The 21,912-nt window shown below is 59.8% G+C and carries 27 protein-coding genes; 11 read left to right on the top strand and 16 right to left on the bottom strand.

Annotation, left to right across the window (positions count from 1 at the left end; translation table 11 throughout):
* Positions 1-1,338 (top strand): siroheme synthase CysG (gene cysG, locus D8U69_RS20895; RefSeq protein WP_130908043.1); only part of this gene is annotated, 1,338 nt, incomplete at its 5' end.
* Between the two features lie 233 nt (positions 1,339-1,571).
* Here cysG and D8U69_RS20890 read toward each other — a convergent pair.
* The 9 genes from D8U69_RS20890 to D8U69_RS20850 all read right to left on the bottom strand — a co-directional run bounded on the left by D8U69_RS20890 (position 1,572) and on the right by D8U69_RS20850 (position 6,570).
* On the bottom strand, positions 1,572-2,573 hold the full coding sequence (locus tag D8U69_RS20890; protein ID WP_130908042.1) for a glutathione S-transferase family protein: 1,002 nt from the start codon (positions 2,571-2,573) through the stop codon (positions 1,572-1,574).
* Between the two features lie 90 nt (positions 2,574-2,663).
* Positions 2,664-3,665: a glycosyl transferase family protein gene (locus D8U69_RS20885; RefSeq protein ID WP_056854597.1), complete on the bottom strand. Its 1,002-nt coding sequence runs from the start codon at positions 3,663-3,665 to the stop codon at positions 2,664-2,666.
* Positions 3,662-3,997 (bottom strand): TusE/DsrC/DsvC family sulfur relay protein, encoded by a 336-nt coding sequence (locus D8U69_RS20880; protein ID WP_056854596.1) that lies wholly within the window; start codon positions 3,995-3,997, stop codon positions 3,662-3,664. The genes D8U69_RS20885 and D8U69_RS20880 overlap by 4 nt, the downstream gene beginning before the upstream one ends.
* Positions 3,994-4,287 (bottom strand): sulfurtransferase complex subunit TusB, encoded by a 294-nt coding sequence (tusB, locus tag D8U69_RS20875; protein WP_056854595.1) that lies wholly within the window; start codon positions 4,285-4,287, stop codon positions 3,994-3,996. Before tusB ends, D8U69_RS20880 begins: the two co-directional genes overlap by 4 nt.
* Entirely contained in the window at positions 4,287-4,649 is a 363-nt protein-coding gene (tusC, locus tag D8U69_RS20870; protein ID WP_130906296.1) for a sulfurtransferase complex subunit TusC, read from the bottom strand. The genes tusB and tusC overlap by 1 nt, the downstream gene beginning before the upstream one ends.
* Position 4,650: 1 nt before the next feature.
* Positions 4,651-5,043 (bottom strand): sulfurtransferase complex subunit TusD, encoded by a 393-nt coding sequence (gene tusD, locus D8U69_RS20865; RefSeq protein ID WP_056854888.1) that lies wholly within the window; start codon positions 5,041-5,043, stop codon positions 4,651-4,653.
* Between the two features lie 198 nt (positions 5,044-5,241).
* Positions 5,242-5,946: a YoaK family protein gene (locus D8U69_RS20860; RefSeq protein ID WP_130908041.1), complete on the bottom strand. Its 705-nt coding sequence runs from the start codon at positions 5,944-5,946 to the stop codon at positions 5,242-5,244.
* Positions 5,947-5,971: 25 nt separating this feature from the next.
* Positions 5,972-6,301: a DUF6388 family protein gene (locus tag D8U69_RS20855; protein WP_130908040.1), complete on the bottom strand. Its 330-nt coding sequence runs from the start codon at positions 6,299-6,301 to the stop codon at positions 5,972-5,974.
* A gap of 20 nt (positions 6,302-6,321) precedes the next feature.
* Positions 6,322-6,570 carry a hypothetical protein gene (locus D8U69_RS20850; protein WP_056854591.1) on the bottom strand — a complete coding sequence of 83 codons (249 nt, stop codon included), beginning with the start codon at positions 6,568-6,570 and terminating at the stop codon, positions 6,322-6,324.
* A 146-nt stretch (positions 6,571-6,716) separates the two neighbouring features.
* Between D8U69_RS20850 and D8U69_RS20840 the strand changes: the two genes are divergently transcribed.
* A complete protein-coding gene (locus D8U69_RS20840) occupies positions 6,717-7,067 on the top strand; it encodes a hypothetical protein (RefSeq protein ID WP_056854590.1) in 351 nt (116 codons plus the stop codon).
* 119 nt (positions 7,068-7,186) lie between these two features.
* Here D8U69_RS20840 and D8U69_RS20835 read toward each other — a convergent pair whose 3' ends face one another.
* A complete protein-coding gene (locus D8U69_RS20835; protein ID WP_130908039.1) occupies positions 7,187-7,612 on the bottom strand; it encodes a GNAT family N-acetyltransferase in 426 nt (141 codons plus the stop codon).
* A gap of 145 nt (positions 7,613-7,757) precedes the next feature.
* On the opposite strand from D8U69_RS20835, the gene D8U69_RS20830 reads away from it, so the two are divergent.
* Positions 7,758-8,195, top strand: a complete 438-nt coding sequence (locus tag D8U69_RS20830; RefSeq protein ID WP_056854588.1) for a hemerythrin domain-containing protein — start codon at positions 7,758-7,760, stop codon at positions 8,193-8,195.
* Between the two features lie 118 nt (positions 8,196-8,313).
* On the opposite strand, the gene D8U69_RS20825 is transcribed toward D8U69_RS20830, so the two are convergent.
* Positions 8,314-8,826: a methylated-DNA--[protein]-cysteine S-methyltransferase gene (locus tag D8U69_RS20825; RefSeq protein ID WP_130908038.1), complete on the bottom strand. Its 513-nt coding sequence runs from the start codon at positions 8,824-8,826 to the stop codon at positions 8,314-8,316.
* A gap of 136 nt (positions 8,827-8,962) precedes the next feature.
* Between D8U69_RS20825 and ggt the strand changes: the two genes are divergently transcribed.
* The 3 genes from ggt (at position 8,963) to D8U69_RS20810 (ending at position 12,826) form a co-directional block, all read left to right on the top strand.
* Entirely contained in the window at positions 8,963-10,690 is a 1,728-nt protein-coding gene (gene ggt, locus D8U69_RS20820; RefSeq protein ID WP_056854586.1) for a gamma-glutamyltransferase, read from the top strand.
* 68 nt (positions 10,691-10,758) lie between these two features.
* Entirely contained in the window at positions 10,759-11,295 is a 537-nt protein-coding gene (locus D8U69_RS20815) for a cysteine hydrolase family protein (protein WP_130908037.1), read from the top strand.
* A 430-nt stretch (positions 11,296-11,725) separates the two neighbouring features.
* A complete protein-coding gene (locus tag D8U69_RS20810; protein ID WP_130908036.1) occupies positions 11,726-12,826 on the top strand; it encodes a sterol desaturase family protein in 1,101 nt (366 codons plus the stop codon).
* On the opposite strand, the gene D8U69_RS20805 is transcribed toward D8U69_RS20810, so the two are convergent.
* A complete protein-coding gene (locus D8U69_RS20805) occupies positions 12,729-13,451 on the bottom strand; it encodes a L,D-transpeptidase family protein (RefSeq protein ID WP_130908035.1) in 723 nt (240 codons plus the stop codon). The genes D8U69_RS20810 and D8U69_RS20805 overlap by 98 nt on opposite strands.
* Positions 13,448-14,206 carry a M15 family metallopeptidase gene (locus D8U69_RS20800; protein WP_130908034.1) on the bottom strand — a complete coding sequence of 253 codons (759 nt, stop codon included), beginning with the start codon at positions 14,204-14,206 and terminating at the stop codon, positions 13,448-13,450. Before D8U69_RS20800 ends, D8U69_RS20805 begins: the two co-directional genes overlap by 4 nt.
* A 220-nt stretch (positions 14,207-14,426) precedes the next feature.
* On the opposite strand from D8U69_RS20800, the gene D8U69_RS20795 reads away from it, so the two are divergent.
* Positions 14,427-14,885 (top strand): GNAT family N-acetyltransferase, encoded by a 459-nt coding sequence (locus D8U69_RS20795; RefSeq protein ID WP_130906302.1) that lies wholly within the window; start codon positions 14,427-14,429, stop codon positions 14,883-14,885.
* 59 nt (positions 14,886-14,944) lie between these two features.
* On the opposite strand, the gene D8U69_RS20790 is transcribed toward D8U69_RS20795, so the two are convergent.
* Together D8U69_RS20790 and D8U69_RS20785 are read right to left on the bottom strand one after the other, a co-directional pair.
* A complete protein-coding gene (locus tag D8U69_RS20790; protein ID WP_056854580.1) occupies positions 14,945-15,259 on the bottom strand; it encodes an NIPSNAP family protein in 315 nt (104 codons plus the stop codon).
* Positions 15,260-15,306: 47 nt separating this feature from the next.
* Positions 15,307-16,212: a LysR family transcriptional regulator gene (locus D8U69_RS20785; protein WP_130906303.1), complete on the bottom strand. Its 906-nt coding sequence runs from the start codon at positions 16,210-16,212 to the stop codon at positions 15,307-15,309.
* Between the two features lie 130 nt (positions 16,213-16,342).
* Here D8U69_RS20785 and D8U69_RS20780 point away from each other — a divergent pair, with 130 nt between their 5' ends.
* Positions 16,343-17,173: an oxidoreductase gene (locus tag D8U69_RS20780; RefSeq protein WP_056854578.1), complete on the top strand. Its 831-nt coding sequence runs from the start codon at positions 16,343-16,345 to the stop codon at positions 17,171-17,173.
* A 132-nt stretch (positions 17,174-17,305) separates the two neighbouring features.
* Here D8U69_RS20780 and D8U69_RS29840 read toward each other — a convergent pair whose 3' ends face one another.
* Positions 17,306-17,887, bottom strand: coding sequence for a phage infection protein (locus D8U69_RS29840; RefSeq protein ID WP_241668679.1), 582 nt, complete (start codon positions 17,885-17,887; stop codon positions 17,306-17,308).
* A 199-nt stretch (positions 17,888-18,086) separates the two neighbouring features.
* Here D8U69_RS29840 and D8U69_RS20770 point away from each other — a divergent pair, with 199 nt between their 5' ends.
* The 3 genes from D8U69_RS20770 to D8U69_RS20760 all read left to right on the top strand — a co-directional run bounded on the left by D8U69_RS20770 (position 18,087) and on the right by D8U69_RS20760 (position 21,811).
* Positions 18,087-18,470 carry a cytochrome c family protein gene (locus tag D8U69_RS20770; protein ID WP_056854886.1) on the top strand — a complete coding sequence of 128 codons (384 nt, stop codon included), beginning with the start codon at positions 18,087-18,089 and terminating at the stop codon, positions 18,468-18,470.
* 165 nt (positions 18,471-18,635) lie between these two features.
* Positions 18,636-20,462 carry a DUF1302 domain-containing protein gene (locus D8U69_RS20765; RefSeq protein ID WP_130908033.1) on the top strand — a complete coding sequence of 609 codons (1,827 nt, stop codon included), beginning with the start codon at positions 18,636-18,638 and terminating at the stop codon, positions 20,460-20,462.
* Positions 20,463-20,473: 11 nt separating this feature from the next.
* Positions 20,474-21,811 carry a DUF1329 domain-containing protein gene (locus D8U69_RS20760; protein ID WP_130908032.1) on the top strand — a complete coding sequence of 446 codons (1,338 nt, stop codon included), beginning with the start codon at positions 20,474-20,476 and terminating at the stop codon, positions 21,809-21,811.
* The last annotated feature ends 101 nt before the right edge of the window (positions 21,812-21,912 follow it).

Below are 21,912 nucleotides of genomic sequence, written 5' to 3'. Positions count from 1 at the left end.
GGGGGGGAAATTGCCTTGCGCAAATCCCGCCTGCTGGCCGATGCCGGTGCGCTGCTGCGGGTGGTTGCACCTGAAATCGAACAGCAATTGCGCGAACTGGTTGCCGCCAGTGGCGGCGAGTGCCTGGTGCGTGGCTATGTCGAAGCGGATCTGGACGGTTGCGGGCTGATCATTGCCGCCACTGACGACCAAGCGCTGAACGCACAGGTCTCCGCCGATGCGCATCGGCGTTGCGTGCCGGTCAACGTGGTGGATGCGCCAGCGCTGTGCAGCGTGATCTTCCCGGCGATTGTCGATCGTTCGCCATTGATCATCGCCGTGTCCAGCGGCGGCGATGCGCCGGTGCTGGCGCGGTTGATCCGGGCGAAGATCGAAACCTGGATTCCTTCCACCTACGGTCAGCTCGCGGGGCTCGCGGCGCGTTTTCGCCATCAGGTTAAAAAGCTGTTTCCGGATGTGCAGCAGCGTCGCGCGTTCTGGGAGGAGGTTTTCCAGGGACCGATTGCCGATCGTCAACTGGCCGGGCAGGGCGGTGAGGCCGAGCGCCTGCTGCAAGCCAAGATCAATGGTGAAGCGCCAGTGGCCACCGGTGAGGTGTATCTGGTGGGTGCGGGGCCGGGTGATCCAGACCTCCTGACGTTCCGCGCCTTGCGCTTGATGCAGCAAGCCGATGTAGTGCTATACGACCGCCTGGTGGCGCCGGCGATTCTCGAACTGTGCCGTCGCGATGCCGAGCGGGTGTACGTCGGCAAGCGTCGCGCCGATCACGCCGTACCGCAGGACCAGATCAACCAGCAATTGGTGGATTTGGCAAAGCAGGGCAAGCGCGTGGTGCGACTGAAGGGCGGTGATCCGTTCATCTTCGGTCGTGGCGGTGAAGAGATCGAAGAGCTGGCCGCCCAAGGCATCCCGTTCCAGGTCGTGCCGGGAATCACGGCGGCCAGTGGTTGCGCAGCTTATGCCGGGATCCCGCTGACCCACCGCGATTATGCGCAATCGGTACGGTTTGTTACCGGTCACTTGAAGGACGGCTCTACCGATTTGCCGTGGGCCGACCTCGTCGCGCCCGCGCAAACCCTGGTGTTCTACATGGGCCTGGTGGGCTTGCCGATCATTTGCGAAGAGTTGATCAAGCATGGTCGCAGCAAAGATACCCCGGCAGCGCTGATTCAACAGGGCACCACGGTCAATCAGCGGGTGTTTACCGGCACACTGGCCGACTTGCCACGGTTGGTGGCGGAGCATGAAGTCCATGCACCGACCTTGGTGATCGTTGGTGAAGTGGTGCAACTTCGGGAGAAACTGGCGTGGTTCGAAGGGGCTCAGGGGCAACTCTGAGACCCGGGTGTCCCGATCGCTGGCAAGCCAGCTCCCACAGGTTTTGTGTTGAAACGACAAGCTTCAACATCACATAGATCACTGTGGGAGCTGGCTTGCCAGCGATGGGGCCTTGGATCGTTCCCACGCTCTGCGTGGGAATGCATCCAGTGACGCTCTGCGTCACCTCCAGAAGCGGAACGCGGAGCGTCCCCGGCGGCGTTCCCACGCGGAGCGTGGGAACGATCTGAATCTCAGGCCCTGCGCCAAACCCCTTTGCCACTCAACCGCTCGCGATCATGCGGTGCTGTGAAATCCTGCGCCGGGCCTTTGGGCACGATCCCGGTCGGATTGATGGTCTTGTGGCTGCCGTAGTAGTGGTTCTTGATGTGGGTGAAATCCACCGTCTCGGCGATTCCTGGCCACTGATAAATCTCCCGCAACCAGTTCGACAGGTTCGGATAATCGGCAATGCGCTGCAGGTTGCACTTGAAGTGGCCGTAATACACCGCATCAAAACGAATCAGCGTGGTGAACAGGCGGATATCAGCCTCGGTCAGGTACTCACCGGCCAGATAGCGGTTGGCGCCCAGCAACTGTTCCAGTCGGTCCAGTTCGGCAAACAACTCGTCGAACGCCTGTTCATAGGCCTGCTGAGAAGTGGCGAACCCTGCACGGTACACGCCGTTGTTCACCGCCGGATAAATCCGTTCGTTAAGCGCGTCGATCTCACTGCGCAACGGTGCCGGGTAAAAATCCAGGTCATTGCCGGTCAGCTCGTCGAAGGCGCCATTGAACATGCGGATGATTTCCGATGATTCATTGTTGACGATGTGCTGACGCTGTTTGTCCCAGAGCACCGGCACGGTGACGCGACCGCTGTAATCGACGGCATCGGCGGTGTAGCGCTGGTGCAGGAAGGTCAGGCCGTCGAGCTTGTCACCGGTCGAACCCAGAGCCTTGTCGAACGTCCAGCCGTTTTCCAGCATCAGCCAACTGACCACCGACACATCGATCAGGTTTTCGAGGCCTTTGAGTTTGCGCAGGATCAACGTGCGATGAGCCCACGGACAGGCGAGGGAAACGTACAGGTGATAGCGCCCTGGCTCGGCGGCAAAGCCACCGACGCCGCTCGGGCCGGGCTGGCCGTCGGCAGTCACCCAGTTGCGACGTTGCGCCTGCTCACGTTGGAACGCGCCGTCCTTGCTGCTTTCATACCACTTGTCTTGCCAGCGACCTTCAACTAACAAACCCATGTCCAGGACTCCTCAACCGATAAGCGTTGGAGAGGAGTCTATGCCGATGAGTTCGAACAAAAAGCGCAAAGTTCGGGCGTCAATGATCGATTAAATCGATTTATCCCGGGCGTTCCAGTATTTCTCAGCCGTTTCGAATGCTTGTTCACGACTCTGGCCGAGGCCGCGCAAGGCCAAAGCCATGGTCGCGATCAGGGCCATTTGCGGGTAGCTGTCGACCACATCGCCGCGCCATACGGCCTTGAGGTGTGCAGGGTCGAGACTGGAAGGTTTGACGTGACGCTGGCTCGACAGCTGCGGCCATTCCTCATCCCAGCTTGCGCCGCCGGTGGTGCCGTACAAGTGGCTGTCGGCGTCCGGGTTGATCTCGATCTCGCCGCCGTCTCCCTTGACCACGATGGCGGTGTCGCCGAGCAGACCGCTGGCATCACGATGCACGGCTTGATAACCGGGGTGGAAGATACTTTGCAAGCCGCAGCGGGCCCCCAGCGGATTGAGAATCCGCGCCAGCGAATGGATCGGCGAACGCAGCCCGAGGGTGTTGCGCAGGTCGATCATCCGTTGCAGTTGCGGTGCCCAGTCCACCAGCGGCATGAACGCCAGGCCACCGTTGTCCAGAGCCGTGCCGACCTGCTGCCAGTTGCGGCACAACGGAATCTGCAGCTCATCCAGCAATTGCTCGCTGTACAGCCGGCCCGCGGTGTGCGCGCCGCCACCGTGCATGAAAATCCGCACGCCGTTCTGCGAAAGGCATTTGGCGGCCAACAGATACCATGGCAAATGGCGCTTTTTGCCGGCGTAGGTCGGCCAGTCCAGATCCACCGCCAATGCCGGCGCTTGCAGGCGCTCGCGCAAAGCCTCGGTGAACCCGGCCATTTCCTCGGCGCTTTCTTCTTTATGCCGCAACAGCATCAGGAACGCGCCGAGTTGGGTTTCCTCGACCTTCTCATCAAGCACCATGCCCATGGCTTCGCGGGCTTCCGAGCGCGTCAGGTCGCGGGCGCCGCGTTTGCCTTTGCCGAGAATCCGCACGAACTGGGCGAATGGGTGCTCGGCAGGTGTTTCAAGGGTCAGCGCTGGATAGTCGGTCATAAGCAATTCGTCGGTTTGGGCAGGCCCGCCAGTTTCGCGGCGAGTTTGGCGGGGGTGCCTTTGAACAATCGGTTCAGGTGCAGGCTGTTGCCTTTTTCCGGACCGAGCTTCAATGCGGTGTATTTGATCAGTGGGCGGGTGGCGGGCGACAGCTGGAATTCGGCGTAGAAACTGCGCAGCAGTTCGAGGATTTCCCAGTGTTCGGCGCTCAGCTCGATGTCTTCCGCAGCCGCCAGGGCACAGGCGACTTCAGCCGACCAGTCGCTCAGTTCGAGCAGAAAACCGTCTTTGTCCAATTCGATGGCGCGTGCGCCGACCGTCAGTGCATTCATAGCCAACTGTTGACCTTGTCGTGGCGCAGCGACAGTTCGACGAAGGCCGGGTAATCGATGGCATTGGCCCAGTCAGGAACGTCGATGGCGCGGGCCTGGGCATCTTCGGCCAGGACATACAGTTGCAGGCCGCGGGCATGCAGCGTGGTGAACGGCGCGGTGCCCGGCTGCAAGGCATAGGCCGCGTCGCCGGACAGCAGCAGTGCGTCATTGCTGCCGATCAACCGCAGGCAACTGTTCAGGCGTTCGTCGCCGAAAGGGGAATGAGACAACACATGCAAAGTCGACATCAGAGAGTGATCACCTGGTCGTATCGGTCAATAAGGGCGGTGATTTCGTTGGCAGCCAGCACCCGGGCTTCTTTCAGCGATAGAGCGCTCGGGTCCAGCCCGCGCTGCGCCGTGCTGTCGGCGCAGACAAACAGTTCTTCAACGCCGAACATCGGCAAGGCCTGCAGGTTGGCGCTCAAGTCTTTCTGTTGCAAAGCCTTGGCATCCTGTCTGGTCGCGAGCTGGAACACGCCGTCATCGAGAAACAGCAAGCCGATCGGCAGATCGAAAGCGCCGCCGGCCAGCACGATGTCCAGCGCTTCCCGGGCACCGGGGCCGGACCACGGTGCCTGACGGCTGATGATCAACAAGGATTTGGCCATGTCAGGCGCCTCCGAAACAGATCAGGCGGTCGGCGTCTTGCACCGCATCATGCAATTGGCCGAGGCCGGACAATTCCCACGGTGCGCCGACGGCGACAGCTTCGCGTTGATAGCGTTTGGCTTCTTCCTCGTTCAACACACCCCGGCGCAGGGCGGCGGCGATGCACACCACGCCATCGAGTTTTTGCTCGCTGACAAAAGCACGCCATTGCTTTGGCAAGTCCTGCTCATCCTGCGGCGTCACTACGCTGCCGGACGCGTTGTGGACGCCATCCTGGTAGAAAAACAGCCGGACAATCTCGTGCCCACCGGCCAGCGCCGCTTGGGCGAACAGCAAGGCGCGGCGCGAGGAGGGCGCATGGGCGGCGGAAAACACGGCGATGGCGAACTTCATGACGGACTCGATCAGCGAAACTGCGGCCATGATAAAGCTTTATCGGCGCAGGGGCTAAGTCGATGTCGCCTGTGCGGACCTTATCGCTGGCAAGCCAGCTCCCACAGGTTATGTAGTGACACTACAATCTCAATCATTTCACAAATCCCTGTGGGAGCTGGCTTGCCAGCGATGAGACCAGAGCGGGCGATACAAAATTCAGCGTGGCATGTAGCCCAACTGCCAACGCCGCGGAATCCTCAGCGACAACACCCCCAGCGCCGCCGCCAGCAAACCACTGGCAAACAGTGCCTTGAGCCCAAAGTGGTGTTCCAGCACCGCACCGAGTATTGCGCCGGCAAACATGCCGGTCCAGGGGATCAACTGCACCCGCCAGCCGTTGCGTCGTTCGCCAAGCAGCCAGCGTCCCAACCCACGCCCGAAACGCGACAGGGCACCGGTGACGTAGGTCAGGCCGACCGGCAAACCATTGACCTGTTCCACCGCGGCGTTGAGCATGCCCATCGCGATGATCGCCGCCAGCAAGGCCGGCATTTGCGTGTTGTATGGCCATGCCGCTGCAGCGCAGAGCAGGGCGGCAATGCACAACATCAGAGGCAGCGCCCGGCGACCACCCCAGCGACTGACGATAATCCCCAGCGCGTTACCGAGGATGAACGTGGCGACGAGGATCACCAGACGCAAGGTCAAACCCAGGTCACCGGCGCTGATCGCGACGGCCATGCGTGTGGTGTTGCCACTCATGAACGAAACAAAATCGCCGCTGGCCATGAAACCGATAGCGTCGGTCATGCCGGCCAATACCGAAAGCATGGCCACCAGGCTCAGGCCGATGCGCCCGCGCCATTTCTGTGTGTGCAGGTGGCCGGGGCTGGCGTGAGTTCTGGAGGCGGAAGGCAGCATGGGCGATGGCGTCCTTGAGCGGTGGTCAGGATTTTATCCCGTACAAGTCGCAATACTCCAGCCAGTCCATGCCGGCCATTTCCGCGACCTCCCGGTGCACCTCAAGGCGCTGGGCCTCGTATTCCTGCGGTGTGGCAGAGGTCAATTGCAGGGTCAGTTCCCAGGCAAACAAACCAAGGCGCTCGGCTTCGGCTTCGAAGGCTTCATGCAAACGCTCCTCGCGAAACTGCGCGAGGGTCTCGCCTTTGGCTTGGGCCAGCAACGGGTTGAGGTGGTCCAGTTCGATGCGCAGTTCGGGGCGGTCATCGAGAAACTTGTTCAATGCCTGTTCATGTTGCAGCTCGGATGCCGCCATGGTCACTCCTCGGGAACGGATTACGAAGACTGTTTCTTGCTGGCCTTGGCCGCTGCCGCCAGACATTCGAGGGCAAACTGCTCGGTGTAGGTCATCTGGATCGGCGTGGTTTCGCCTTTGACGGTCCTCTCACCGTCGAGGATGTAGCGAATCCGCTTGTCGGTGACGCCGATCCGCTTGGCGATCCAGGAGGGCGTCTGGCCTATCTGGCTGATCAGTTTGTCAGCGTATTCAGTGGTCGGTTTGTAAAACTCGGCGTTGGGGATCATGGGGCTTCCAGTCAAGGTGCGATGCAGCGTCATGGCGCGACAGGGTGCGCGAATCGTCGCGTGGTGTCGCGTTATAAATGCAGTAAAGCAGAACGATACCCTGTGCCACGGTGATACAGTCCGCTTTTTCCTGATGAGTGAATGCAATGCGAATTCTGATGGTGGCGCTGGCCGCTACCTTGCTGGCGGGATGCGCGGGCTCGGCAATGAACGATGCGCGCACCAAAGCCCCGTACAAAACCCTGAACTCGGACAAACCGGCGAAAGACGTCGCCCAGTGTGTGCAGTTTTCGTGGCAGGACGAAACGGTATTCGGTGTTGACGCTGCTGCGTACCTGGAACCGGCCGAGAAGGGCGGCACTACGGTCTACACCCGTTCCGCGGAGTCTTTTGTGGACGTGACCACCGATGCCTCGGGCACTGTGTTGAGCTACTACGCGCAACAGGATGACTTCGTCGCCAAACGCCGGTTGGCGGCATTGGCCACTTGTCTGTGAGTTGATGCAATCCAACCGTAGGAGCAAAGCTTGCTCGCGATGAACGATAACGCGGTGTTCCTGAGAAAACGCGTCATGACCATCGCGAGCAAGCTTTGCTCCTACGGGCGTTGTGTTGGTCAGTAGCTCAAGCGCTTCTGGAAGAAAAAGTGCTTGTGTCCCGGCGGGTAGTCGGCGATGTGTCCGACTTCGCTGTAGCCGCATTTCCTGTAGAACTCCAGTGCCTGGAATTCAAAGGTTTCCAGCCACAGGCCGACGCATTCCTTTTCCCGGGCCAGGTCTTCGGCCATCTCCATCAGCTTCGTGCCCATGCCCTGGCCACGGGCCTGTTCCGGCACCGCCAGCAGGTCGATGAACAACCATTGATAAAACAACCGGGCGTAAACACCGCCAACAATCTGATCGTTGTCATCGCGTACCAGCAACGCGATGTGTTCCGGCGGCGGGCTGGCTGATTTCGAAGCATTGTAGGCGCGCAGCGGAACGAGGATCGCCTCGCGCTCTTCGTTGCTGGGGTTGGTCTTGCGTTCGATACGCAGGGTCATGGCTATATCCTTATGGCTGTGAACACTCAGCCTATCGTGCTCGACGGCAATGTTCCATCAGCGCAACGCGGGTGGAACCGTCGCCCGCGCGCGGATGTCACTGATTAAGACGCGTCTTCCCGAACGCGACCGATGAGGACAATCCGTGAATATTTTCGAAGCCTTGCGCGAAAGCCATGAACGCCAGCGTACCTATGCCAAGGCGCTGATCCAGACCAGTGGCGACACCCCCGAGCGGGTCGAGGCGTACAAACAGCTCAAGGCTGAACTCCAGGCCCATGAAACCGCTGAAGAGCGGCATTTCTACATCCCGCTGATGGAGTTCGATAACGGCGTCGACCTCAGCCGCCATGCGATTGCCGAACATCACGAAATGGACGAAATGATGGAGGAACTGGACGAAACCGAGATGTCCAGCCCGGCCTGGCTCGCGACCGCCAAGAAGCTGTCGGAAAAGGTTCATCACCATCTCAAGGAGGAAGAGCAGAAGTTCTTCCAGATGGCTGGTAAGTTGCTCGACGACAAGCAGAAAGAAGCGCTGGCAGGACAATACGAGAAGGAATACCAGGCGCAGCTCTCCTGAGGTATTGCTCCCCCCTGTAGGAGCGAGCCTGCTCGCGATGGATTCGCAAACACCGCGGGGATTCAGATTTCCCGCGTTATCGTTGAAGACCATCGCGAGCAGGCTCGCTGCTACAGGATTAGAAGCCAGGCAGGCGCGCTGTGGCGGGCCAATGTCCGCCCTCCAGCGTCAATAGCAGTTCTTTCGCTTCCAGCCCCCCGGCAAAACCGGTCAATTTTCCCGACGCACCGATTACCCGATGGCACGGTGCAATGATCGATAGCGGGTTCTTGCCATTCGCCGCTCCAACCGCCCTTACCGCGGTCGGGTTGCCGATCTGTTCGGCAATCTGGCTGTAGCTGCGAGTCTCGCCAAACGGGATGGTCAGTAGCGCTGCCCAAACCTGCTTTTGAAATTCCGTTCCGGAAAAATCCAGCTCCAGATCGAAGCTTCGGCGTGTGCCGGCGAAATACTCGCGCAGTTGCGCGGCGGCACGTATCAGGATCGGAGAGTCCGGCGCTTCGCTCATCGGTCCCAGGCGCACTCGGCCCGGTCTGTCGTTTTCCCAGAGGATGGCCACCAGTCTCGAACCGTTCGCCACCAGCTTCAATTCGCCAACCGGGGAAGCCAGAGTGGTGCAGGTGAAAGTCATGGCGCTAGCCCCGTCTGATTGTTGAACAGGCGTTAAGGATACTGCTTCCCCGGGGAGGCGCAATGCGCAATCCCGACCATACTTGGCTACTGCTTTTGACGAATTTTCCGACTTTAAAACAAGAAGAGACCGACTCATGAAGTACGAACCTTTTGCCAAAACGCTGATAGCGACCTCATTGGCTCTCAGCTGTCTGACGGCCAACGCGGCCTCTGTGGCCCCGGTCGCCGCTGAAAACGGCATGGTGGTCACCGCTCAGCACCTGGCCAGCCACGTGGGCGTTGATGTTCTGAAAAATGGCGGCAACGCGGTCGACGCCGCTGTCGCGGTGGGTTACGCACTTGCCGTGGTGTATCCGGCGGCGGGTAACCTGGGCGGTGGTGGTTTCATGACCATTCAACTGGCCGACGGGCGCAAGACCTTCCTCGACTTCCGCGAAAAAGCCCCCTTGGCTGCCACTGCCGACATGTACCTCGACAAGGACGGCAACGTCGTGCCGGACCTGAGCACCCGTGGTCACCTGGCTGTCGGCGTGCCGGGCACTGTTTCCGGCATGGAACTGGCTTTGAGCAAATACGGCACCAAGCCACGCAAGGAAGTCATTGCCCCGGCGATCAAACTCGCGGAAGACGGGTTTGTACTGGAGCAGGGCGATGTCGAGTTGCTGGAGTACGCCACCGACGTGTTCAAGAAGGATATCAAGGATTCCGGCGCGATTTTCCTCAGCAACGGCGAGCCGATGCAGGTCGGACAAAAGCTGGTGCAAAAGGACCTCGGCAAAACCCTGCGGGAAATTTCCGAGAAGGGCGCCGACGGCTTCTACAAAGGCTGGGTGGCCGACGCCATCGTCACGTCCAGCCAGGCCAACAAAGGCATCATCACCCAGGCTGACCTCGACAAATACAAGACCCGCGAACTGGCGCCGATCGAATGCGACTACCGCGGTTACCACGTGGTTTCGGCACCGCCACCGAGTTCTGGCGGCGTAGTGATCTGCCAGATCATGAACATCCTCGAAGGCTATCCGATGAAGGACCTGGGCTATCACTCGGCCCAGGGCATGCACTACCAGATCGAAGCGATGCGCCACGCTTACGTCGACCGCAACAGCTACCTGGGGGATCCGGATTTCGTAAAAAACCCGATCGCCCATCTGCTCGACAAAAACTACGCGACCAAGCTGCGCGAAGCGATCAGCCCGCAGAAGGCCGGGGTGTCGAAGGACCTCAAGCCTGGCGTAGCGCCCCACGAAGGCAGCAACACCACCCATTACTCGATCGTCGACAAATGGGGCAACGCGGTGTCGGTGACCTACACCCTCAACGACTGGTTCGGTGCCGGGGTCATGGCCAGCAAGACCGGGGTCATCCTCAACGATGAGATGGACGACTTCACCTCGAAGATCGGCGTGCCCAACATGTACGGTCTGGTGCAGGGCGAGGCCAATGCCATCGCGCCGGGCAAGGCGCCGTTGTCGTCCATGAGCCCGACCATCGTCACCAAGGACGGCAAAGTGGTGATGGTGGTGGGTACGCCGGGTGGCAGCCGGATCATCACGGCCACTCTGCTGACCATGCTCAACGTCATCGACTACGGCATGAACATCCAGGAAGCGGTCGATGCACCGCGATTCCACCAGCAGTGGCTTCCGGAGGAAACCAACCTGGAAACGTTCACCACCAGCCCGGATACGGTGAAGATCCTCGAAAGCTGGGGCCACAAGTTTGCCGGCCCGCAGGATGCCAACCACCTGGCGGCGATCCTGGTTGGCGCGCCGTCACTGGATGGCAAACCGGTGGGCAAGAACCGTTTCTACGGGGCCAACGATCCACGGCGTAACACCGGCTTGTCGCTGGGTTACTGAGGGTTGTGTTCGAGGGGGGACGGACTTATGTTCGTCCCCTGCCACTCTGAATGTTCAAGGAAGGAATCATGACCACCGCATTGTTAATCATCGACGTCCAGCAGGCTCTGTGTTCAGGCGAATACGAGTGCTTCGAGATCGGGCGTGTCATCGATACCATCAACGAGCTTTCTGCGCGTGCGCGCAATGCCGGAGCTCCGGTGGTGATTATCCAGCACGAAGAAGAAGAGGGCAGTCCTTTTGCTCATGACACCGCTGGCTGGCAACTGGCTGAAGGCTTGGCGACTGCGGCCACGGATTGGCGCGTACGCAAGACCACCGGTGATGCGTTCTATCAGACCAACCTGCAAAAACTGCTGCCGGTGCAGGATTTCGATCGCTTGGTCATCTGCGGGCTGCAAACCGATTACTGCGTCAACGCCACCGTGCGCCAGGCATTGAAACTGGGTTACGACGTGGTACTGGCGGCGGATGCACACTCCACCGTCGACAACGGTAACCTCACCGCCGAAGACATCATTGCCGAGCACAACAAGGATCTGGCGCACTTGACCGGCTCGGTAGCGCGGATCGATGTGATCCCGGCTGCCGAAATTCACTTCTGAAAAAACCGAATTTCCCTGAAGGCGCTAGCAGGCTCGCGATGGTGGTGTGTCAGTCGCTGCAGACGGTGAATGTGCCCCCCTCATCGCGAGCAGGCTCGCTCCTACAGGTCCCCGGTCTTGATTGACGCATCAGGTCGCACAACTCAGGGCGAACCGAAGATATCCATGAGCAGTGCGTTGCTGGGAGACGCGACTATCGCAAAACAGGCAGGCACGCCTGTTGCCGAAACACAAAAGCCTGAATAAGATACATCCGCAATAGCGTCTGCACTCGATGGTACGGTGCAAACCGGGAAGGCACAGGTCATCGGGCTCGTGCGCCTGGATGTGATGAACGGATGTTGGTCGGAAATGGACTTGTCACTCACAGGGTTTCACCCATTTCCAATCTGGCCAACAACGTACTTGCTTCGAAAGGGGGCAGCCGTTCATGGATGTTCTCGCACCGTTCTACCAATACCTGTTTCGCTGGGTGATCGCGCCTGTCAGCGAGCGGTTCCTCGGTCTGTTCGACCTCAATGGCCGCCTCTGTGTGGCATTCCTTTTCATCTCTTATGTCGTTGCCTATGGGTTGTTCCGTTTCAGGAAGCCCCGGGGCCTGACCAATGCACGCACGTTCTGGCAATTCATCGGCGGTAACCGTGTGCATTTTCATCCTTCGGCATTGCTCGATTACCGCTATTACTTTGTGCGGGCGATCCTCAAGGTCATGCTGGTCGTGCCCGTGGTCGGGCTGGTTGATCCGTATGTTCTGCGTTCCGGCGATTACATCCGTTTTTTCACGCACCTGTGGGGCGCACGGGTGCAGGTGGAGGAACATCTGGCGCTGTCCTTGCTCTACGGGCTGGGCGTTTTTTTGCTACAGGACTGCATTCATTACTGGGTACATCGTGCCTTTCATTCCCGTTATCTGTGGGCGTTTCACAAGGTTCATCATTCGGCGTCGGTGCTGGTTCCGGTGACGGCCAGTCGCGTGCATTTCAGCGAGATAATAGTCGGGCGGTTGATTGAAATCGTTTTCATCAGCGCCTTCGCCGGCGTCTTCTGGTATGCCTGTGGCGGGGAGATCAGCCGCTACACACTGTTTGGTGTGACCTACATGGTGTTCATCCTCAATGCGCTGGCGGCAAACCTGCGTCACAGCCATGTCTGGCTTTCGTTCGGACCGGTAGTCGAGCATGTGCTGAACAGCCCGGCGCAACACCAGATTCATCACAGCGATGCGCCTCGACACTTCAACAAAAACTACGGGGTCAACTTGTCGCTCTGGGACTGGATGTTCGGCACGCTCTACGTCACGCAGTCAAAACCCGAATCCATCCGGTTTGGCACCGGTGAAGCGGACGAGCGTTACCTGACCCTCTACAGCCTGATCGTCATGCCGTTCGTGGAAACTGCAGCAAAGCTGCGCCAGGCAAAGTGCAGTCCTTTGGTCAGCGAGGCGGAAGCTTCCAGTGTTCACGCCACTGCTCGTACTGTGCCTCGGGCAATTGCACCAGCAGTGGGGAACGGCGCGGGTCGAGCCAGTTGAACAACCGCGCGATGTCTTCCGCGGCCATTGCCGTGCAGCCTCGGGTCGGTGTCGTCTGGCCGCGCCAGATGTGCAGGAAGATGCACGAGCCTGCGCCGGGGATGGCCGGTGTGTTGTGTTCGATGAAAATGCCCTGGCGATACAAATCGTCTTTGCGGCGCATGCGTTCGGCGCTGGTCCAGTCCCCGGCGAGTGTCCCGTTGTCGACCAGTTGGTTGTAGCGCGACGACTGGCTGTCATCCACGCATTCGAGGGTTTGCGTCAGTGCGAGATACGGCAGGCGGGTGGCGGCAGAGGTGTCATAGCCGAACGCGGTTCCCAGTTTGAACACACCGGCCGGGGCCTTGCCATCGCCTTCCTGTTTTACCGGTCCCGAGGGGTCCTTCACGACAATCATGCCTTTGCCCCAGCCCATGCCGTGTTTTCCGAGCACCACGGGAAACGCCGCTTCGAATTTTTCAAAGCTGTCGCCGTGCCGTTCATAGCGTTGCGCGATGCCCTGGATGGCATCCCAGTTTTTGCTGGTGACCACAATCAGCTGATCGCTGTCGTCGAGTACCTGGGCCACGACTGCAGCGGGCAGCAACAGCACCAGAAACGACCAGGCCTTGATCAGATTGTTCATGGTGCAAGCGGGGTAATGGGGAAGTCCATGACAGTCTTCAATGACGGGTCCCGGGTATACGTGAAGTGCCACCACTCGTTGGCGTAGCCGGTAAACCCTTCCTTTTCCATGGCACGGCTGAGTCGCTGGCGATTGTCCCTGGCCGCCGCGCTGATCAATGGAGAGTCAGTATGGGCACGTTCATCAAAACAATCGAACCCGGTGCCCATGTCGACGGCGCCGTCGTGCCAGCGCTGGCCAACGTCGGCGGTGCAATCGACCGGTGTGGCGGCAGGTGTCCAGTTGTCTGCGGGCAGCACGCCGGGACCGGTCATGGTCAGGTCGACGGTGCCGCCCCGTGAGTGGTTGGAGACCCGCGCCACGTAACCCAGGCGCCAGAAGTCCTGCTTGTCTACCCGCGGGTAGAATTCGGCCTTGCGCGGGTCGCCCGGTTCGTTGGCGAAACGTCCCATGTCGGCCACTGCACGACGGGGGCGGTAGCAGTCGAAGACTTTCAGGCCGTAGCCCTCGGCCTTGAGCGCCGATTGCACCCGTGACAGCGCTTTGGCTGCATCCGCCGCCAACAGGCACTCGGCTGCCTGATAGCCATCCAGCGCATGACCGGTGAAGTTATGGGCGCCGGCATACCGGATGTCCTGCTCAATGCCGGGATCGACGTTGCGCAGATACACCATGTGTTCAGGTTTCGACTCGTCAGCCATGCACGGCAGCGCAAGGCTCAGGCATAGCATCCACAGACCGGGAAAACGCGACATCGGCAACGGCTCCTTGATGACCCATCACTTCATAATGGCTTGAATCGCACTTCACCTCCACAGGTCACGCAACCGGTAGGAGCAAAGCTTGCTCGCGATAGCAGTCTTGCAGTCAACATCTGTGCTGAGTGTGGCGCCGTCATCGCGAGCAAGCTTTGCTCCTGCAGGTGGTCAGGGGCTGCTAGGCTGTTAATCCTCGAGACCGCAATGGAGCATCCTCATGGCTATCCAGGCCCTGCGCGCCGACGCATCCCACATCGATATCATTGCCCCATTGTTCGACGCCTACCGGGTTTTTTACCGTCAGCCAACAAACCTGCCTCAGTCCCGTGACTTCATCGCCGAGCGTATTGCCCGGGACGAATCGGTGATCTTCATTGCCGTAGACAGCGACGGAGCAGCATTGGGTTTCGTGCAAATGTTCCCGACATTTTCCTCAATCGACGCGCACCGCACCTGGTTGCTTGGCGACCTGTTCACCACACCGGACGCTCGGGGCAAAGGCGTCGGTACGCTGCTGCTGAACACCGCCCGCGACTTTGCCCGGTTGAGCGGTGCCAAGGGCATGACCTTGGAAACCGCTACCGATAACTTCAGCGCCCAGCGTTTGTATGAGTCTTTGGGTTATGTACGCGATGGCGGTTACTACACCTACTGCCTCGATCTGCACCAAGGTTGAGCCCAGGGCTGTCGACGCCCTCCAAGGGATGGTGACGCCGACAATCGTCTGCCGGTTATTTACACCGGGGTGCCGAACACCGGGCGCAAGAAGCTGCGCTCATAGCTGAGGATGCAGCGGGTCTCTTCGGCGTATTTGAACGCGGCGATGCACTCCGGATCGCTCATGGACTGTTGCCGATAGCTTTCGTAAGCCGCCAGGCTCGGGAAAGTGAACAGGGCCATGGCGATGTTGTTGGCACCTTCGGACGGCAAGAAGTAGCCGTGATGCTGGCCGCCGAATTTCTCCACCAGCGGTATCCACAATTTCCCGTAGTGCTCGAACGCTTCGAGCTTGTACGGGTCCAGCACATATTTGAGGTAGCAGGTGACCATCGGTTTTTCTCTCAGTCGGGGTTAATGATTTTTTTCTGTCGGCTGCGTCAGCCCGGATGCTGCTCCCGGGCGGCGCGAGCAAATTCGATGAAGGCTTTGAGCGTCGCCGGCACATGCCGTCGGCTCGGGTAGTACAGGTGCAGGCCCGGGTAGTAGGGGCACCAATCGCCCAGCACCTGGATCAGCCGGCCGTCGGCGACAGGCACCTTGACCATCTCTTCGAAAACGTAAGCCAAACCGACGCCCTGCAGCGCCGGGCCGACCATCAGGCTGACGTCGCCTAAGGTCAGCGGCCCGTCGATTTCGATTTCCTGGGCGATGCCGCCCCGTTCGAACTCCCAGCGATACAGCGAACCACTGGGGAAGCGATGGCGGATGCATGGCAGGCCATGCAAGTCCTCGGGTTTTTGCGGAATGGCATGTTGCTTGAAGAATTCGGGCGAGGCCACCACCACCGAACGCATGTAGGTACCGATGGGCAGCGATACCATATCAGCTTCAAGACGCGCACCGAACCGCACCCCGGCGTGAAACCCCTCCGACACCACGTCGACCAGACCGTCATCGGCGACGATCTCCAGCTTCACGTCCGGATAGGCTTGCAGAAATTTCGCGGCCAGGGGCAGCAGCACCAACTCCGCGGCCTGGCGGCCGGCGGTGATTCGCAGGTTGCCGGAGGGTTTGTCGCGAAAGTTGTTGAGGTCTTCGAGGGCGTCGTCGATGTCGCGAAACGCAGGCTTCAATCGCGCGAACAGACGTTCACCCGCCTCGGTCAGGCCGACGCTGCGGGTGGTGCGATTGAACAACCGCACACCGAGCCGGTTTTCCAGGGTCCGTACCGAATGGCTCAGCGCGGAAGGCGTCAACCCCAGCTCCACCGCCGCCCGGCTGAAGTTCAGGTGAGTGGCCACGCTGAGGAAGGTCGTAAGGTCGGCCGCAGAAGGAACTTTCATTTGTGAGTGCCTTTCACAAAGCCATGCAAAATTGCTGGGATTATCACATCAGTAATCGAGTTTTACAGTGGCGTCAACTCATCAAGAAGGCCCGGCAATCACGCTCGGGTCGTTGTCAGGAGGCGTTGAAATGCGTACTTGGTTGATTACTGGAGCTTCCCGTGGTTTTGGTACCCTCATCGCAGAACAGGCTCTGCGTGCCGGCGACGCGGTGATTGCCACCGCCCGTAAACCCGAAGAAATCATCGCCCGGCTGGGCGATCATCCAAACCTGCTGGCTGTGCGCCTGGACGTGACTCGCGAAGAAGAAGCGCATCAGGCAGTCGCCGAGGGCATCAAGCGTTTTGGCCGCATCGACGTGCTGATCAACAATGCCGGTTTCGGCGTGTTGGGGGCAGTCGAAGAAACCAGCGCCAGCGAGACCGAGCGACTGTTCGCCACCAACGTGTTCGGCGTGCTCAACGTGACGCGTGCAGTACTGCCGCACATGCGCCGCCAGCGTGCCGGGCATGTGATCAACATCTCTTCGATTGGCGGCTACCAGGCCTACATGGGTTGGGGGGTCTATGGTTCCACCAAGTTTGCGGTGGAGGGCATTACCGAAGCGCTGCATCAGGAACTGGCGCCGCTGGGCATTCATGCCACGGTGGTCGAACCGGGCTTCTTCCGCACGGATTTCCTCGACGAACAATCGCTGGTAAAGACCGCGCTGGAACTGCCGGACTACGATGCAACCGTCGGTGCGATGCGCAAGCATGCCGAGGCGGCCAACCATGCGCAGCCGGGTGATCCGGTGAAATTCGCCGAGGCCATGCTCGCCCTGGTCAATGCACCGAAGCCACCGCAACGTCTGGCGCTGGGCAGCGACACCATTGCGAGGATTGAAGCGAAGAACCGCTTTGTCGCCGAGGAACTGGCCGAGTGGAAAGACCTGGCGCTGTCCACTGACTTCAAGGATTGAAGCCAAATTACAAACCGCTTGAAGCAAATAACCTGTGGGAGCGAGCCTGCTCGCGATAGCGGTAGATCAGTCAACAGTGATGTTGAATGTTCCTCCGCCATCGCGAGCAGGCTCGCTCCCACATTATGTATTTCAGCGACATTCCATGCAGAAGTAAGGCATGACGTCGGAGCTGGCATCGTAACCATTGCTGCCATCGGCGTAATGGTTGTGCAGCAATCGGTCGGAACCGCCTTCTGCTACACGTGTGCCGCGCATCGAGTTGTAGCCCGCCGCGACGTTGTTCTGCTTCAGTCGATCGGAACCGTCCGAGGCCAGTTGCCGTTCTCGGAGACGATCCGCACCACCTTCGGCAAGTCGACGTTCCTGTAGCCGATCCGCGCCATTTTCGGCGAGCCGCCGTTCTTGCAGACGGTCGGCACCACCCTCGGCGAGCCGCCGTTCTTGCAGGCGATCCGCGCCGCCCTCGGCAAGTCGACGTTCTTGCAGGCGATCCGCACCACCCTCGGCGAGTCGCCGTTCCTGCAAGCGATCAGCGCCGCCTTCAGCCAGTTGTCTTTCCTTGATACGGTCGGGCGCGCCTTCGGCAACGTTGTGGGCGGCGGTGCCGGCACCGGTTGTCGTGGCTCCCGCTTCGGCCGCTTGAGTGTTCGCCGCGATGCAACCGAGAGCCGAAAAGAGGGCAATGCCTAACGCGAGTTTGGGGGTGTTCATCATGTTCACCTGGTGGGTCACGGGGTTGTTCACATTCAAGCAAGCCATCTTAATTGGCTTAAAAAACACGTCACTCATGCATAGGTTGGGCAGGCGAACATCTAGGTGTTAAAGATTCATACTCAGGTATGCCAGCGATCCCGGTCATGCTCAAATGGCGAGCATTTTTTATCGCAGGCGACGGTGGAACGGGGTGTACATGAACAAAACGGCGGTGTTGGCGCTCGTCCTGAGCCTCGGATGGCTCAGCATGCAAGCGCAGGCGGCGGGGGACGCCGAGGCGGGCGGCAAACTGTTCAAGCGAGTGTGCGGTGGCTGCCATCAGGTCGGGGAGTCCGCGAGAGCGTTTTTTGGGCCGCAGCTCAATAATGTGATCGGGCGAGTTGCCGGGAGTACCACGGACTATCAGTACTCCGAGGCCATGAAATCATCTGGAATCGTCTGGACCCGGGAGAAACTGGCGGCGTATATCGAAGATCCGAAGGCTGTGGTGTCGGGGACGCGGATGATTTTCTGGGGGATCAGTGATCAAGAGAAAATTGATGATCTGTTGGCGTATCTGGAGAGGTTCGGCGCGCCTTGAAGGTGGGTGTATATCCGTTGCTTGGGTAAGCGCGGCGGCCAGACTGGTCGCATGACCGCCCTTAAATCACCTCCAATGATTACTTTTTGTCGGCCACCGCTTGTGTGTCATCGATGAGCGTCAGGCACCGTGATCAGGTTGAGCAAACCTGACCGGAGCCTAATAATGATAAAAAAACGCTCGGCCACCGCCACAGTCCGCCAACGACTGCACCGGCCTGGCCACACCCGCCCGCAACCCCTTGCGCTGGCGATCATTGCGGTACTGACGGGACCCGCCTGTGCGACCACGTTCGATATCAACGAAGACTGGAGCCTGTCGACCAAGACCACGCTGAGCCTGGGTAGTAGCTGGTCGACGCAAAATCCCGACAAGAGCCTCATGACCCGCGCCAACGCCTTGCAAGCCCAAGGCGTTCAGGCCAATGGCACGAGCGTGAGCGCCGACGACAACCGGCTGAATTTCGAGCGGGGCGACCCCATCTCGCAGATCTTCAAGGGCCTTACCGATTTCAGCCTCGATGGCCAGGGGCAGGGCGCGTTCATCCGCTTCAAATATTGGTACGACCACGCCTATGAAACCCGCAACGGTCGGTTCAAGGATTTCGACGATTCGGGCTGGGACGATCTGTCGAAGTTCAAGGGGTTCGAGATGCTCGATGCCTATGTCTGGAAAGACTTCCAGTTGGCCGATCATCCGCTGAACGTGAAAGTCGGCAATCAGGTGTTGTCCTGGGGCGAGTCGCTGCTGATCCAGAACGGCATCAACGTGATCAACCCGCTGGACGTCTCGGCGTTCAACCGTCCTGGCGTCGAGATCAAGGAAGGCCAGTTGCCGGTGGAGATGGTGTCTTTCAGCTTTGGCCTGTCGGACACCACCAACCTCGAAGGTTTTTACCAATACAACTGGCGCCCCAGCGTTCTCGACGGTTGCGGCACATTTTTCGCCAGCAGCGATGCGATACAGAAAGGTTGCGGGCCGTTGTACCTGAGCCAGGTGTTGACCGATCAGCAGATGCAGGCCAGCGGTTTGTACGCGCCGTCGCGGGGTAATGAATCGCCGTCGGACAACGGTCAATTCGGTTTCGCTTTGCGCCAGATGATCCCGGCGCTCAACGATGCCGAAGCGGCGGTTTACTTTATCAACTACCACTCACGCCTGCCGTATTTCACCCTCAATGCGAAGAACACCGCCGTACGCGGTACGTTCCCTGGCGGCGTTCAACCGCCGACTTATGCCGCGGCGTTTCCGGAAGATATTCGCCTGTACGGCATCAGCCTCAACGGTGTCGAGCCCAACAGCGGAATTTCCCTTGCCGGCGAGCTGAGCTACCGGCCGAACATGCCGCTGGCGATCAACGCGCCGGACATCAACGTTGCAGTGATCACCGGGGCGGCAGGCAGCTCCTGGGTGCAGTTGCCGACGGGGTTCAACATCAATCGTGGCGACCGTTACGACGGCTGGGAGCGCAAAGGCGTCTGGCAGGCGACCGCCTCGGCGACCCAGGCCTTCGATAACATTTTGGGTGCCACACGCCTGAGCCTGTTCGGTGAGGCTGGCGTGGTGCACATCGATGATCTGGGCGACGAGCGCCTGGGTCGCAACTCGGCATTCGGCCGCAGCTCCACGCGCAACGGTACGCCGTGCAACACCGCGGCGTCGGGCGTGACCAACCAGTACTGCACCGACAAGGGTTTCGCCACCGATTGGTCGTGGGGTTATCGCTTGCGCGCCAGCCTGGAATACAGCGATGTGCTGCCGGGCATCAACCTGATTCCGGCCGTCAACTGGCGACATGACGTCGAGGGTTATTCCTACGATCCGCAAGGGCCGTTCCAGGAAGGCCAGCAAGCGCTCGGCGTCAGCCTGACCGGCGTCTACATGAACGATTACAGCGTGGAACTGGCCTACAACGCCTTCTTCGGTTCCAACGACTACAGCACCCTCGACGACCGCGACTTCGCCTCTGTCAGCTTCAAGGCAGACTTCTAAGGAGAATCATAATGCGTATGCAATTGTGCGTGCTGGCCCTGGCCTGCACCGTAGGCCTGGCTCAGGCCAAAGGCACCGATTCGGCTGCTCTGGGCAAAACTCTGACCCCGATGGGTTCGGAGATGGCGGCCAATGCCGACGGCAGCATTCCGGCCTGGACCGGAGGCCTTGGCGCCAACGCCGGTATCGTCGATAGCAAGGGCGGTTACAGCGATCCATATGCCGCCGAGAAACCGTTGTTCACCATCACGGCAAAGAACGTCAGCCAGCACCAGAAGTTTCTCAGCCCGGGTCAAATTGCCTTGTTCAAGCGTTTTCCCGACAGCTACAAAATGAACATCTACCCGAGCCACCGCAGCGCCAACCTGCCCAAGGACGTGCTCGCGGCGAGCCGTGACAATGTAGCCAAAACCAGCATGGCCGACGGTGGCAATGGCTTGCACGACTATGCGCGGGGCATTCCGTTTCCACTGCCCACCGAAGGCCTCGAGGTGATGTGGAACCACATGACCCGTTATCGCGGTGGCAGTTACGAGCGCATCAGCAGTGCGGCATTGGTGCGTGAAAACGGCGCCACCAGTTACGTGCGTAATCAGTCGCTGATCAACTTCGCCGACACGGTGGGCGGGCTGGAGGCAAACTCCAACATCCTGTTCATGTTCAAGAGCCGCGTATTGGAACCGGCGCGTTTGTCCGGGGAAGCGGTGCTGGTGCATGAGCCGATCGATCAGGTCGCCGAGCCGCGTTCGGCGTGGCAATACCTGCCGGGTCAGCGACGGGTGCGCCGTGCACCGATGATCGCCTACGACAACAGCGCCCGTTACAGCAACGGCCTGATCACCGCCGACAACATCGACGGCTACAACGGTGCGCCGGATCGTTTCGACTGGAAACTGGTGGGCAAGCAAGAGCTGTACATCCCTTACAACAGCTACAAGATCGGCAGCCGCGACATCAAGTACGACGCTGTGATCCAACCCAACCATATCAATCAGGATCTGGCTCGTTACGAGAAGCATCGGGTGTGGGTGGTCGAAGCGACCCTCAAGCCCGACGCGCGACACATCTATGCCAAGCGCCGGTTCTATGTCGACGAAGACAGTTGGCAGATCGCCCAATCAGACCAGTACGACAGCCGCGGCGAACTGTGGCGCAGCGGTGAACTGCATGCGATTCAGCAGTACGACCACGGCTTCACCTACAACGTGCTGGAAACCTCCTATGACCTGATTTCCGGACGTTATTACGCCGGTGGCCTGGCCAACGAAGAGACCGAGCCGATGCGTGTCGGCTTTGCTGCCAAGACCGACGACTACACCCCGTCGGACCTGCGGCGCTGGGCCAAGTAACCCTTTTTTGTCGATCGTTCCCACGCTCCGCGTCGTCGTTCGATCGTTCCCACGCAGAGCGTGGGAACGATCATTCATCACCCTTAAGGAGATCTATCCGT

The organism is Pseudomonas sp. Sample_16, assembly GCF_004307665.1.
Lineage (GTDB): Bacteria > Pseudomonadota > Gammaproteobacteria > Pseudomonadales > Pseudomonadaceae > Aquipseudomonas.
Note: the sequence above shows the minus strand (reverse complement) of the source record. Positions and strands in the feature narration are given on the sequence as shown.

Bases quoted from the DNA above. Each gene is read 5' to 3' on its own strand.
- D8U69_RS20890 (WP_130908042.1), bottom strand. From the start codon at position 2,573: ATGGGTTTGTTAGTTGAAGGTCGCTGGCAAGACAAGTGGTATGAAAGC.
- D8U69_RS20885 (WP_056854597.1), bottom strand. From the start codon at position 3,665: ATGACCGACTATCCAGCGCTGACCCTTGAAACACCTGCCGAGCACCCA.
- D8U69_RS20880 (WP_056854596.1), bottom strand. From the start codon at position 3,997: ATGAATGCACTGACGGTCGGCGCACGCGCCATCGAATTGGACAAAGAC.
- tusB (WP_056854595.1), bottom strand. From the start codon at position 4,287: ATGTCGACTTTGCATGTGTTGTCTCATTCCCCTTTCGGCGACGAACGC.
- tusC (WP_130906296.1), bottom strand. From the start codon at position 4,649: ATGGCCAAATCCTTGTTGATCATCAGCCGTCAGGCACCGTGGTCCGGC.
- tusD (WP_056854888.1), bottom strand. From the start codon at position 5,043: ATGAAGTTCGCCATCGCCGTGTTTTCCGCCGCCCATGCGCCCTCCTCG.
- D8U69_RS20860 (WP_130908041.1), bottom strand. From the start codon at position 5,946: ATGCTGCCTTCCGCCTCCAGAACTCACGCCAGCCCCGGCCACCTGCAC.
- D8U69_RS20855 (WP_130908040.1), bottom strand. From the start codon at position 6,301: ATGGCGGCATCCGAGCTGCAACATGAACAGGCATTGAACAAGTTTCTC.
- D8U69_RS20850 (WP_056854591.1), bottom strand. From the start codon at position 6,570: ATGATCCCCAACGCCGAGTTTTACAAACCGACCACTGAATACGCTGAC.
- D8U69_RS20840 (WP_056854590.1), top strand. From the start codon at position 6,717: ATGCGAATTCTGATGGTGGCGCTGGCCGCTACCTTGCTGGCGGGATGC.
- D8U69_RS20835 (WP_130908039.1), bottom strand. From the start codon at position 7,612: ATGACCCTGCGTATCGAACGCAAGACCAACCCCAGCAACGAAGAGCGC.
- D8U69_RS20825 (WP_130908038.1), bottom strand. From the start codon at position 8,826: ATGACTTTCACCTGCACCACTCTGGCTTCCCCGGTTGGCGAATTGAAG.
- ggt (WP_056854586.1), top strand. From the start codon at position 8,963: ATGAAGTACGAACCTTTTGCCAAAACGCTGATAGCGACCTCATTGGCT.
- D8U69_RS20815 (WP_130908037.1), top strand. From the start codon at position 10,759: ATGACCACCGCATTGTTAATCATCGACGTCCAGCAGGCTCTGTGTTCA.
- D8U69_RS20810 (WP_130908036.1), top strand. From the start codon at position 11,726: ATGGATGTTCTCGCACCGTTCTACCAATACCTGTTTCGCTGGGTGATC.
- D8U69_RS20805 (WP_130908035.1), bottom strand. From the start codon at position 13,451: ATGAACAATCTGATCAAGGCCTGGTCGTTTCTGGTGCTGTTGCTGCCC.
- D8U69_RS20800 (WP_130908034.1), bottom strand. From the start codon at position 14,206: ATGTCGCGTTTTCCCGGTCTGTGGATGCTATGCCTGAGCCTTGCGCTG.
- D8U69_RS20795 (WP_130906302.1), top strand. From the start codon at position 14,427: ATGGCTATCCAGGCCCTGCGCGCCGACGCATCCCACATCGATATCATT.
- D8U69_RS20790 (WP_056854580.1), bottom strand. From the start codon at position 15,259: ATGGTCACCTGCTACCTCAAATATGTGCTGGACCCGTACAAGCTCGAA.
- D8U69_RS20785 (WP_130906303.1), bottom strand. From the start codon at position 16,212: ATGAAAGTTCCTTCTGCGGCCGACCTTACGACCTTCCTCAGCGTGGCC.
- D8U69_RS20780 (WP_056854578.1), top strand. From the start codon at position 16,343: ATGCGTACTTGGTTGATTACTGGAGCTTCCCGTGGTTTTGGTACCCTC.
- D8U69_RS29840 (WP_241668679.1), bottom strand. From the start codon at position 17,887: ATGAACACCCCCAAACTCGCGTTAGGCATTGCCCTCTTTTCGGCTCTC.
- D8U69_RS20770 (WP_056854886.1), top strand. From the start codon at position 18,087: ATGAACAAAACGGCGGTGTTGGCGCTCGTCCTGAGCCTCGGATGGCTC.
- D8U69_RS20765 (WP_130908033.1), top strand. From the start codon at position 18,636: ATGATAAAAAAACGCTCGGCCACCGCCACAGTCCGCCAACGACTGCAC.
- D8U69_RS20760 (WP_130908032.1), top strand. From the start codon at position 20,474: ATGCGTATGCAATTGTGCGTGCTGGCCCTGGCCTGCACCGTAGGCCTG.